General features: G+C 46.3%; 8 protein-coding genes. 3 read left to right on the top strand and 5 right to left on the bottom strand.

The genetic code is table 11. The features are described 5' to 3' along the window. The first annotated feature begins 99 nt into the window (after positions 1-99). Positions 100-984 (top strand): non-homologous end-joining DNA ligase, encoded by an 885-nt coding sequence (gene ligD, locus MHI51_RS05140; protein WP_076129236.1) that lies wholly within the window; start codon positions 100-102, stop codon positions 982-984. A gap of 203 nt (positions 985-1,187) precedes the next feature. Here ligD and MHI51_RS05135 read toward each other — a convergent pair whose 3' ends face one another. Both MHI51_RS05135 and cls read right to left on the bottom strand, forming a co-directional pair. After that, positions 1,188-2,027: a YitT family protein gene (locus MHI51_RS05135; protein ID WP_248547977.1), complete on the bottom strand. Its 840-nt coding sequence runs from the start codon at positions 2,025-2,027 to the stop codon at positions 1,188-1,190. 240 nt (positions 2,028-2,267) lie between these two features. Further along, positions 2,268-3,698, bottom strand: coding sequence for a cardiolipin synthase (cls, locus tag MHI51_RS05130; protein WP_076276843.1), 1,431 nt, complete (start codon positions 3,696-3,698; stop codon positions 2,268-2,270). A 161-nt stretch (positions 3,699-3,859) separates the two neighbouring features. Between cls and MHI51_RS05125 the strand changes: the two genes are divergently transcribed. Both MHI51_RS05125 and MHI51_RS05120 read left to right on the top strand, forming a co-directional pair. Continuing rightward, positions 3,860-5,140 carry a M23 family metallopeptidase gene (locus tag MHI51_RS05125; protein ID WP_076185051.1) on the top strand — a complete coding sequence of 427 codons (1,281 nt, stop codon included), beginning with the start codon at positions 3,860-3,862 and terminating at the stop codon, positions 5,138-5,140. Between the two features lie 38 nt (positions 5,141-5,178). Further along, entirely contained in the window at positions 5,179-5,628 is a 450-nt protein-coding gene (locus MHI51_RS05120; RefSeq protein WP_038568928.1) for a polymer-forming cytoskeletal protein, read from the top strand. Between the two features lie 8 nt (positions 5,629-5,636). Here the strand turns inward: MHI51_RS05120 and MHI51_RS05115 are convergent, their stop codons facing one another. The 3 genes from MHI51_RS05115 to gltB form a co-directional block, all read right to left on the bottom strand. Further along, positions 5,637-6,425 (bottom strand): ABC transporter permease, encoded by a 789-nt coding sequence (locus tag MHI51_RS05115; protein ID WP_076185050.1) that lies wholly within the window; start codon positions 6,423-6,425, stop codon positions 5,637-5,639. Beyond that, the gene (locus MHI51_RS05110) at positions 6,418-7,344 is read right to left on the bottom strand and encodes an ABC transporter ATP-binding protein (RefSeq protein ID WP_232061156.1); all 927 of its coding nucleotides are present in this window, start codon (positions 7,342-7,344) and stop codon (positions 6,418-6,420) included. Before MHI51_RS05110 ends, MHI51_RS05115 begins: the two co-directional genes overlap by 8 nt. Before the next feature lie 169 nt (positions 7,345-7,513). Further along, positions 7,514-12,109, bottom strand: a complete 4,596-nt coding sequence (gene gltB / locus MHI51_RS05105) for a glutamate synthase large subunit (protein ID WP_076218345.1) — start codon at positions 12,107-12,109, stop codon at positions 7,514-7,516. Positions 12,110-12,189: the final 80 nt, after the last annotated feature.

Raw genomic sequence — 12,189 nt, 5'->3', positions numbered from 1 at the left:
TGATCATCCAAAAGGGACACTTTGAGAATATTTTTTTCATGAAAAGGAGCCGACTGACACATAATACCTTCATTCCTATCACAGAAAGGAGTTTCCCCGATGCCGGCAGCGATCAAAGGTACAATTACCATAGACGGAGAAGAAATCATCATCACTAATCCAGAAAAGCTGCTCTGGCCTGAATGTGGCATTACCAAACGAATTTATCTGCAAAAGCTCGCTGCACTCTCTCCCTATCTGCTGCGTTATTGCCGAGACCGGCTGCTTACCGTCATTCGTTATCCGCACGGCATCACTGGAATGTCCTTTTATCAGAAAAATGCGCCTGATCCTCTTCCGGCCTTTGTCCAAACCGCTGTACACGAGAATATTAACTATATCAAGCTGCAAGGTTTACCTGAGCTGATCTGGCTGGGGAATCTGGCTGCTTTGGAATTCCACCCTTCCCTGCATTATGTAGGCAGCGAGCTGCCCTGTGAGTGGATGATTGATCTTGATCCGTCACTTGAGATCGAACCTCGTATCATGGAAGCAACTGCGATCGTTGGGGCGGTCTTAACCTCTCTTGGCCTCTCCTCTGTACCCAAAACCTCCGGTGCTACCGGGGTGCAAATCATCGTCCCTATCGAGACTGGCGTTACTTTTGATGGATTGCGGAAAATCGGGCATTTTGTGGGTCGTTATGTCACCGAAAAGCATCCCAACCTGTTCACCCTGGAACGTCTAAAAAAGAATCGCGGAGATAAAATTTATTTTGACTACCTTCAGCATTATAGCGGCAAAACATTAGCTGCACCTTACACACCACGCGCAAGACCATTTGCTACAGTTTCTACACCCTTGCTCTGGGAGGAGGTTCAGCAAAATGTATCTCCCTCTAATTTTCATCTGCTCAATATCGAGGAACGCCTTCTGCGTATGGGAGATCTTTTAGAGAAAGTGCCCCCACAGCCCGTTGAACAGCTCATCGCTAAGCTCCCATAAAGAGCAATCCCATAGAAAAAAGAGCCTAAAAACAGCAATAAGCCCGCAGCATCAACTACATGCTACGAGCTTATTTGGCGTCCCACTCAAGGACAGAAGGTATACTATATAAGAATACGGCAGGCCGAGCTTTGTTCACCGTATTTATTGCTTTTTTATCCGTAAAAATACCTTCTTTCAGTTAATAATACTTAAGAGCTACGCTAGTGGATGGATTTCTTCTTGAAGCGGCCACCTTTAACATCATGAATGTTACCTATTGCGATGAATGCATCAGAATCCCAATCTTCAACAATGGTTTTAAGCTTAGCTTCTTCCAGACGGGTGATAACTACAAAGATCACTTTCTTGTTCTCACCGGAAAATCCGCCTTCTCCATCTAAATAAGTAACACCACGTCCAAGACGCTCTGTCAGAGCTTCCCCGATATCGCGGAATTTATCACTGATAATCCATACTGATTTCGATTGATCCAGACCCTCAAGGGTGATGTCAATAACCTTAAATGCAATATAATAAGCAATCAGGGAGAACATCGCGTTATTCCAACCGAACACAAATCCAGCTCCGGACAAGATGAACAGGTTGAAGAACATAACTACTTCACCTACAGAGAAGGGAAGCTTCTTGGCTACCAAAATCGCAACAATTTCTGTACCGTCTAGAGATCCCCCGAAACGTACAACCAATCCAACACCTACACCTAGAATGATACCGCCAAACACGGCAGCAAGCATCGGTTCAACTGTAAAGGCCTCTACATGATGCAGCATTGAAGTGCCGATAGACATAAGTAAAATCGCATATAAGGTAGATAAGGCAAATGTCTTACCGATTTGCTTATAACCGATTAACAGGAACGGAAGGTTGAGCAGTGTCAATAATATACCCAGAGGAATGTCAAATAAATGTGATAAAATAATGGAGATACCGGTAATCCCGCCATCAATCATTTGATTAGGTACTAGGAATATCTCAAGTGCAACAGCCATCATGGCGGCCCCTACGGATAACATGATCATACGCTGCGCGAACTTAGCCATTTTATGGGCACCGGTCTTCTGCAGTTTGTTCTGCTCCTCTTTGGTAAACATTTGTGGACTCACATTCATAGAACTCCCCCTACAATTTAACAGTATAGTTTTGAAACATTCGGAAGTATAACTACAATCTATACTTTCTTACATTTCTTCTTATACAATTATTATATCACAAAATATGCTCTAATAATGAATGGAACACGTACTATCCTTCGAAAAATTCAGATTTAGTCCTCTTTCCGGTCATAACAGCGGTGATAACAACTGACATAGCCCTTCACCGAGTTTGACAATTCTCCCTCTCTCCTTAAATTTTACAGGATCAATGAATTCACTGTTCTTTTGATCCTTTTCAAACCCCGCGACTAGCTCTGCTATCGTCTCAGGATGCAGCAAAACCGCTGTCATTTCGAAATTAGAATAGAAGCTGCGCATATCCAGATTCGCACTTCCCACCGTACCCAGCAGATCATCCACAATCATGACTTTGGCATGCATAAATCCTTTGGTGTAGCGATAGAACTTCACGCCTGCATCTTGTAAATTCTCCAGATAAGACAAAGAAGCATGATAAACAAGCTTATTATCAGGCTTCGCCGGAATGATGATTCTAACATCCACTCCACGAAGGACTGCACTCTTCAAAGCACGACAAATCGCAGGGTCCGGAATAAAATACGGTGAAGTAATCCAGATCCGTTCCCTAGCAGAGCAAAGAGCGGCAAAATACATCTCCTGAGAAGCATCGATCGCAGCATCCGGTCCACTTCCTACAATCTGCACGGCCTCTTGCTCCTTGCAAGAGTGCTCAGGGAACAAACGAGGATGACTCATACCTTCACCAGAGGCCAGTCTCCAATCCTTCAGGAAGACATACTGAATATAATAAACAGAATCTCCTTCTAAACGCAGATGGGTATCGCGCCAGTACCCCATCTTGGCGTCCTTTCCTAAGTAATCATCACCGATATTCATTCCCCCCGTAAAACCAATCAATCCGTCCACCACTAGGATCTTCCGATGATTGCGGAAATTAAACCGACGATCCAGTAAAGAACTAATCGGAGGTAAAAAAAAGTGGAACTCCACCCCGGCATTTCTCAGGGTTCGAATAAACCTACGGCTTAATCGATGACTGCCCAGTCCATCACAAAGCAAACGCACCTTTACTCCCTGCCGCGCCTTTCGAATCATAACGTCCTGAAACTGTTCTCCGATCTCATCATCACGATAAATATAAAATTGCATGTGGATATGCTCTTTTGCCTCTTCCATGGCTTCCAGCATAGCGTCGTAAGCTTCTCTTGCAGTTGACAGCACTCTGCTTTTGTTATGGCCTGTAATAGGCCCTTCCGAGAGCTTTGCAAGCAAAACCAATAAACCCTCGTTATTCTCAAACTGAGCGTTTCCAGTATCCGACGCATGTTTTACTACCTTAATCTTACCAGTGACATACGAACGGATTTCCCGGAACAGTGAAGTACATCTTTTGTTCAATTTTCTATTCTGTCTGTAGTCACGACCTAGAAAATAATAGAATGCCAGACCGAGCGGTGGACAACAGAAGGAAATAAACAACCATGCTATAGCCCTTTGCGGGCGTCGGTACTCCAGAAATACAATCAATGCAATCTGTATGATAAAAAGAATTAGAATTATCGCGAAAATCTTCAATTCTCTACCCCCTCAATTAATAAAAACAGATGCAATAGACTCTCTGCGATGACTCTAGTACAGGTTTTGCCGTAACTCTCCTTCTTTATTCAAACAAACCGTTGTCATGTTCCTGAAAGATATGGAATACATAGAGTAGTAGGACAATTCGGATGAGCCTAATGGAAGAAAAGTCGTTAGCCTCAGGTATCGCAAGCGGCTGCCATAAGCCGCAGAAAGGAGAAGCCATGAAGAGTCAGCCAGATCATAAACGGATTACGCTGCTTGTCGTAAGGGATGCCGGACGTCCAGTCAAACAGCTCCACATCTCCAAACCGCTAGCGTTCGCCTTACCGGCAGCAGCAGCCCTGTCTATCTCCAGTCTGGTCACCTCTATGCATTTCCATGCCTCTCAGTCCATCTCACAGCTAGAAGCCGAGGCAGCCGCACTATCGCTAACCAATCTCCGCATGGAAATGAAGGTCGCCGACAAGGATAAAGATTTAACACAGCTTCGTAGCCAGGTCAGCGAACTTTCGGAAGAGGCAGATAACATTAAAGACAAGCTGAAGAGTGTAAATGCACTGGAACAGGAGCTGCAAGCATTGATTAACAAAAGCAAAGGTGCTGCTGCCGCTACAGACACGAATGAATCTCAACCGGAGAAATCCGCAACAGAAAAATCAAAAGCTGGATCGGCCACTTCAAATTCAACATTAGGTTTATCGAACCGTCTTTCTTCTCCTGTTCCTAAAGAGACTTCCTTTAAGCAGAGTACAGAAGAGAACTCATCTTCCACTTCTCTATCCGCCATAAGTTTCCGCTTTGGGGCCATCACCGCAGCCCTTCCAAAAACACTCACCCCGCAGGTTGGTGGAGAATACATCGCGGTGTATCAGAACGACGCTACGAGCTTGGTGGAAGAAACTAAGGATGACTTTGAGGAGATTCACGGGATGCTTGATGAAATGGTGGAAAGTATCACACAGACGATCACACAGGCAGAGCATGAAAATAACGTACAGGCAAATCTGCAAGCTCAAAAGGCCCGTGCAGAAAAGGCTAAACTTAACGCTGTACCGCTCTGGCCTACCGAGTCCAAAGTCATTTCTTCAAGCTTCGGCTACCGCTCAGATCCATTCAAAGGTTTGTCTGCGTTCCATTCCGGTGTCGATATTGCTGGGAACATCGGTGATCCTGTATATGCTGCCTTAGATGGCGAGGTTATTACTGCGGAACAAATGGGCGCACGCGGAAAATACATCGTGATTAAGCATTCAAATGGATTGGAAACCTGGTACATGCATTTGAACGGAATGATCGTATCTGCGGGAGACAAGGTTAGCAAAGGGCAGAAAATCGGCTTGCTTGGAAGCACTGGCCGAAGCACAGGTCCTCATCTTCATTTTCAGGTTGTGAAGCAGAATAAAACAGTCAACCCTTTAGCGTATGTCAAACCCTAAAGGGTTGCATTTAATTTCAAAATAGGAGGAATTTATAAATGTGGAACAAACGGCAGCAGCGTGTCCCCTTTAAATCTACCGATTCCCTAATTGGGCATGGAGGAACACTGGAGGGTAAGGTGCAATGTGATACAAACCTGCGGATTGAGGGTACCTTTAGCGGTGAGATTATTTGCAGTGGTGTCGTGACTGTAGGAGAAGAAGGAACAGTGCGCTCCAGTATTAAAGCGGAAGAAATCGTGATTGCCGGCAAAGTATACGGGGATGTTACGGCTGATCGCAGACTCATTATGACCGGAACCGGAGAATTGCATGGCAATATTTCAGCAGGAGCACTTAGCATTATGGAAGGCAGCCTCCTGAATGGCTCCATTGCCATGCAAGAACAGCCCACCTCTGAAAAAGCAGGTGAGCCCAAAAGTAATATGAAAAAGGACAAGGCAGCCAAGCGCTCCTCCAAAGCTCAAGGAACACTTGAAGCCGGCTAGACTTATTTCTATGAAGCAACGTCCCTTTTACGGAAGACAATCCAGGAAATGGCCAGGAATAGGATATAGTACACCGCTAATACAGCTATGGAGAAACCAAGTGTTGAGCCCCCCGGACCCGTATCCGACAATAGGTAGCCTCTTAGATCCATATGTGTGAAGATCAAGTATTGGGCCCATTCAAACCGTTCTGGACTAAAAATAACCGTAAAAATACTCTTGGCAAACATAATAAATAAGGATAATCCAATAGCCAGCCCACTTGCGCGGAATACGCTAGATACCATGAAAGCCAGAGCAGCAGTCAGGAAAAGCTCAATGTAACGACATAGGAGATCTAGGAAGGAATATTCCGCTGGACTCCAAGCCGTAATGGATGACATCGTATCTCCCGAAGATGAGGAGAAGATTAACGAAGCACCAAACCCAAAAGCAATCAATACTGCGGTGCTAAGCAAACTGAATAACACCATGGAAATATATTTCGAGAGCAGGATCTTGGAGCGACTCCACGGGCGAATCAGCAGCAGCTTAATGGTTCCCCAGGTAAATTCGCCCGCTACGGAGTCAGAAGCCACTACAACGGTAAAGATTGTATTCAAGAAGAACGCAATACTCACCGTCATCTGAAAGTTGTCCCAAAGCCCCATAAGCGATGAATCGCCTTCGCTTGTGAAATAAATAAGCGCAGGAAGCAGCACGCTCATCACTGCAAGAATAAGCAGCATAATCCATGTGCGGACACGGCTGTATATTTTGATATTCTCATTATGTATGAGAGCTGTAAACTCACCCAATTCCTTCACCTCCTGTAACCTCTAAGAATTGATCCTCCAGCGTACGGGCAAGGGTTCTGATGTTATACACCTTAATCCCACCTGCCACTAGCTTGGCATTTAATTCTGCAATCTCCTCACGCTCTGCCTCAAGCACAAGTCCCCCACTCTTAAATACTCCACGTCCAATGAGGGCTAACGCAGCCTCAGCATTATCAACCTCGAACAAGGTTTCTCCCAGAGGCATTACAGTATTGCCTACCCCTTTCAGCTGCTTCACATCCACCAGTCGTCCATTTTGGATAATCGCTACGCTGTCACACATGAGCTCCATCTCGGAAAGTAAATGACTGGAGACGAATACAGTTGTTCCTTCTTCCTGACATAAACGGCGTAAATAGTCTCGGAGCTCGCGTATCCCTTGTGGGTCCAGCCCGTTGGTTGGCTCATCTAGAATCAGCAGCTTGGGTCTGTGCAGCAGTGCTTGAGCCACTCCCAGCCTCTGACGCATACCTAGCGAATAGGTCTTAACTTTGTCATGAATTCTTTGACCTAGTCCGACTAGCTCGACAACCTCATCTATCCGTTGCTTTGTTACCCCTGGCACCATCCGTGCATATTGGCGCAGATTCTGATAACCGGTGAGGAACTTGTACATCTCTGGATTTTCTACAATGGCCCCTATATTTGCGATAGCCTCTTCAAAATGGTTTTTAATACTACGGCCACAGATCAAGATGTCTCCACGACTAATGGAAATCAATCCTACCATCATCCGTATTGTAGTAGTCTTACCTGCTCCGTTGGGTCCCAAAAAACCGAAGATTTGTCCAGGCGGGATGTCCAGCGTTAAATCGCTCACCAGCGTTTTCGAGCCGATTTTTTTGGTGACTCCCTGCAGGCGGGCAACAGGCTCCATCAATATTTCTGTATTCGACATAGTCTCACTTCCTTTCATCTATAACCTAGTTTACCACATATACCCTTTTTTCCGAAAATCACTAGAGGATAAGAGTCTGCCAGTAAAAAAAGGAACCTGACTTCTCCGGTATTAGGAAGAGTCAGGTCCCCTTATTCACTTAGTTCCTATTTCATTCAAGTACAACAGTTTAACCGCCAACACGGGCAAGCTCGCGCATATTTGCTTCAAATGCAGCCATCAACGCAGCTTCTCCGGTCAATCCGGTTTGTTCTACCTTGCGAATTTGCTCCATCATCCGTTTGTAATCCTTCGGAATGACACGAACGAAGTTCGGCAAGCTATCTGCCCACTGATTCAGTACCCGTGCGCCAGCCGCACTACCTGTAAGCTTGGTATGGCGGATAATCAGCTCACGCAGCTCTTCGATCTCCTCAGACTCTTCCACTCTCTCGAGCAGTACCATTTCGAGATTGCAGCGGCCGATGAAGGTTCTATCTGGGTCGTAGACATAAGCGATGCCGCCTGACATCCCTGCCGCAAAGTTACGGCCAGTTTCACCAAGGACAACCACTCGGCCTCCAGTCATGTATTCACAGCCGTGGTCACCCACGCCTTCTACAACAACCTTCGCTCCGGAGTTACGGACGGCAAAACGTTCACCAGCGATACCGTTAATATAAGCTTCTCCACCTGTTGCACCGTAGAATGCAGTATTTCCGATAATGATATTGTCCTCAGCAGCAAAGGTAGCTTTCGGAGATGGCTTGATAATAATCTTACCACCCGACAATCCTTTACCTACATAGTCATTGGAATCTCCTTCCACCGTAAGCGTGATTCCCTTAGGCACGAATGCACCCAAGCTTTGACCAGCAGAACCGGTGAAATGAAGCCGAATCGTATCATCCGGCAAACCTGCGGCCCCATACTTGCGGGTCAGCTCGCTGCCAAGGATAGTTCCGACGGCACGATTAACGTTCGTGATTGGCAGTGATGCCTCAACAGCCGTACCTGATTCCAGTGCAGGTGCTGCCAGGTCGAGCAGCTGCGAAACATCAAGTGTCTCTTCCAGACCATGATTCTGGTATTTACTGCGGAAGCGTGTGCTTCCTTCCGGTAATTCCGGTGTATGCAGCAGGCTGCTCAAATCTATGCCTTTCTTCTTCCAATGCTTCGACGCCTGAGTTGCGTCTAGACAATCGGTACGGCCTACCATCTCTTCAATTGTACGGAAGCCGAGACTTGCCATAATTTCACGTAGATCCTGTGCCACGAAGGTCATAAAGTTAACTACATGCTGCGGATCACCGGTAAAATTCTTACGAAGATCCGGATTCTGTGTAGCTACACCAACCGGACAAGTATCCATTTGGCAGACACGCATCATAATACAGCCAACAGATACTAGCGGAGCAGTGGCAAAACCATACTCTTCGGCCCCAAGCAATACAGCTACAGCCAAATCGCGGCCGCTTAGCATTTTACCATCTGTTTCCAGAACTACACGGTCACGCAGATTGTTGAGCATCAATGTCTGATGGGTTTCAGCCAAGCCAAGCTCCCACGGAAGACCCGCATGACGAATGGAGTTCATCGGCGATGCCCCTGTACCTCCATCATAGCCACTAACCAAGATAATATCAGCGCGCCCTTTGGCTACACCCGCAGCAATCGTACCCACTCCAACTTCCGATACGAGCTTAACATTAATGTTTGCACGTGGATTTGCATTTTTCAGATCATAGATCAGCTCTGCCAAATCCTCGATAGAGTAAATATCATGATGCGGTGGAGGTGAGATCAGACCGACACCTGCTGTTGAGCCACGTACTTCAGCGACCCAAGGATAAACTTTACGTCCCGGAAGCTGTCCACCTTCCCCTGGTTTAGCACCCTGAGCCATTTTAATCTGGATCTCATCAGCGTTAACTAGGTAGTTCGAGGTAACACCAAAACGTCCAGAAGCTACTTGTTTAATCGCACTGCGACGTGAATCACCATTGCTATCCGGAATATAGCGGGCTGGATCTTCGCCGCCTTCACCTGTATTACTCTTACCACCGATACGGTTCATCGCAATGGCCAGTGTCTCATGTGCTTCCTTACTAATGGAACCAAAGGACATTGCACCCGTCTTAAACCGTTTCATAATGGACGATGCAGATTCTACTTCTTCCAGTGGAATCGGTTCATAGGCTGACTTGAATTGCAACAAGGAACGAAGCGTCAATTGTTTCTCGCTTTCTCCTTGAACAAGGGCAGCATATTTCTTGTACATATCATAATTCCCGCTACGCACAGAGTGCTGAAGCAGATGAATCGTCTGTGGATTGAATAGATGCTCTTCCCCATCATTACGCCATTGATAATCGCCACCGGAGTCAAGCACCTTATCATTTCCGTCTTTTTCTGTAAAAGCACGGTTATGATGGATAAGCGCCTCAGTTGCCACTTCCTCCAGGCCAATCCCCCCAATCCGGGAAGGTGTCCAAGTAAAGTAACGATCCACGAACTCAGAGTTCAGACCCACAGCTTCAAAAATCTGCGCACCGCGGTAAGATTGAATCGTCGAAATTCCCATTTTAGAAAGAATCTTAACTACGCTCTTAGTCGCAGCTTTAATATAGTTCTTCACTGCTTTTTCATGCGAGATTCCCCGCAATAAGCCTTGGCCGATCATGTCATCCAAGCTTTCAAAAGCCAGATAAGGATTTACTGCACTCACACCATAACCGAGCAGCAGCGCATAATGATGGACTTCACGTGGTTCACCGGATTCCAGCAAAATACTAACCTTCGTCCGTGTTCCTTGGCGGATCAAATGGTGATGCAGACTCGATACCGCAAGCAGAGCTGGAATCGCAGCATTCTCACTGTCCACACCGCGGTCAGTCAGAATCAGAATGTTATGCCCTTTTGCCATAACACGGTCAGCAGCCTCGTTCATGCGCTCAAGCGCGATGCGTAATCCTTCTGCCCCAAGCTCAGCCGGGAAAAGAATTGGAATAGACATCGATTTGAAGCCTGCACGGCGAACATGGCGAATCTTAGCAAAATCTTCGTTTGAAAGAATTGGCGTTTGCAGCGAGATCTGGCGGCAGCTTTCCGGTTCCGGTTTAAGCAAATTACGCTCTGGTCCAATCGTAGTCGTTGTGGATGTAACCAGCTCTTCACGAATGGCATCGATGGGTGGATTCGTTACCTGAGCAAACATTTGTTTGAAATAGTTATAGAGACGTTGCGGGCGGTCCGAAAATACGGCGAGCGGAGCATCATAACCCATGGAACCGACAGCTTCAGCACCAGTAGATGCCATTGGCTCAAGCACCTTACGCAAGTCTTCAAAAGTATAGCCGAAAGCCTGCTGTAGCTGTTGTACATTATCATGCTTAGGATTTGGCAGTTCAGGTGCATCCGGAAGCTCATCAAGACTGATCAAATGCTCATCCAGCCACTGGCGATAAGGCTTCTCAGAGGCGATAGCCGATTTAACTTCCTCATCGGAGATAATGCGGCCTTCCTTCGTATCCACGAGCAGCATGCGTCCAGGCTTCAGGCGGTCTTTATATAGGATGTCCTCTGCTGGAATGTCCAGTACACCGGCTTCTGAGGATAAAATAATCATATCGTCTTTCGTTACATAATAACGAGCAGGACGCAGGCCGTTACGGTCCAGAATAGCGCCGATTTGTATCCCATCGGTAAAGCCCATTGCAGCAGGCCCGTCCCATGGCTCCATTAGAGTACTGTGATATTCATAAAATGCTTTTTTATCAGCATCCATACTATCATGATTGCTCCATGGTTCAGGAACCATCATCATGGCTACCTGTGGCAAGGATCGTCCGCTCAAATAGAGAAACTCAAAGGTGTTATCGAACATTGCAGTGTCCGATCCATCCGGGTTAATAACAGGCTTGATCTTATTCAGATCTTCACCAAACACTTCGCTCTTAAACAATGACTGGCGCGCATGCATCCAGTTCACATTACCACGCAAGGTATTGATCTCACCGTTGTGGATCATAAAGCGGTAGGGATGCGCACGTTCCCAGCTTGGGAAGGTGTTCGTGCTGAAACGGGAGTGAACTAACGCGATCGCTGATTCCAGCTCTTCGTTCTGCAAATCCAGGTAGAATTGTCCGACTTGTTCTGTAGTCAGCATGCCTTTGTATACAATCTTACGGCACGACAAGCTTGGAATATAGAAGGATTCATCCTCTTCTGCACCACCGTAACGAATGGCAAGCTCTGCACGTTTGCGGATTACATAAAGCTTACGTTCAAAAGACAACTCATTCGTGACTGAAGCCGAGCGGCCGATAAATACTTGACGCACAAAAGGCTTAGCAGCTTTCGCTGTCTTGCCAAGCATTTCATCATAGGTAGGCACATCACGATAGCCGAGTACTATTTGACCTTCTTCAGCAATAATATTGCTTAAGAGAGCTTCATGCTGCGCCCGAACTTCATCGTTATGAGATAAAAAGATCATGCCCACGCCATAATGGCCTTGTTCCGGCAAAGCAAAGCCTAGCTTCTGAGCTTCGCTTGCAAAGAAACGGTGCGGAATTTGAAGCATGATACCTGCTCCGTCACCAGAGTTGGGTTCGCTACCTTGGCCTCCCCGATGCTCCATATTAAAGAGCATTGTCAAAGCATTACTTACGATATTGTGAGACGGTGTGCCTTTAATATGAGCTACAAATCCCATGCCGCAAGCATCTTTTTCGAACTGGGGATCATACAGGCCCTGTTTTACGGGCAGTTCAGTGTGTTTCATCGAACGCAACCTTTCTATTATAAAGTATGCAATGTGTTAGGAAAATTTTTCACATGAAAATCTTAATAATTATTCAATCC

Source organism: Paenibacillus sp. FSL H8-0260, from assembly GCF_045040625.1.
In the GTDB taxonomy this organism is placed as follows: domain Bacteria; phylum Bacillota; class Bacilli; order Paenibacillales; family Paenibacillaceae; genus Paenibacillus_AQ; species Paenibacillus_AQ odorifer.
This window is presented reverse-complemented; position numbering and strand designations above follow the sequence as displayed.

Coding starts and splice junctions, on each gene's coding strand:
- ligD (WP_076129236.1), top strand. CDS start 100: ATGCCGGCAGCGATCAAAGGTACAATTACCATAGACGGAGAAGAAATC.
- MHI51_RS05135 (WP_248547977.1), bottom strand. CDS start 2,027: ATGGCTAAGTTCGCGCAGCGTATGATCATGTTATCCGTAGGGGCCGCC.
- MHI51_RS05125 (WP_076185051.1), top strand. CDS start 3,860: ATGGAAGAAAAGTCGTTAGCCTCAGGTATCGCAAGCGGCTGCCATAAG.
- MHI51_RS05120 (WP_038568928.1), top strand. CDS start 5,179: ATGTGGAACAAACGGCAGCAGCGTGTCCCCTTTAAATCTACCGATTCC.
- MHI51_RS05110 (WP_232061156.1), bottom strand. CDS start 7,344: ATGTCGAATACAGAAATATTGATGGAGCCTGTTGCCCGCCTGCAGGGA.
- gltB (WP_076218345.1), bottom strand. CDS start 12,109: ATGAAACACACTGAACTGCCCGTAAAACAGGGCCTGTATGATCCCCAG.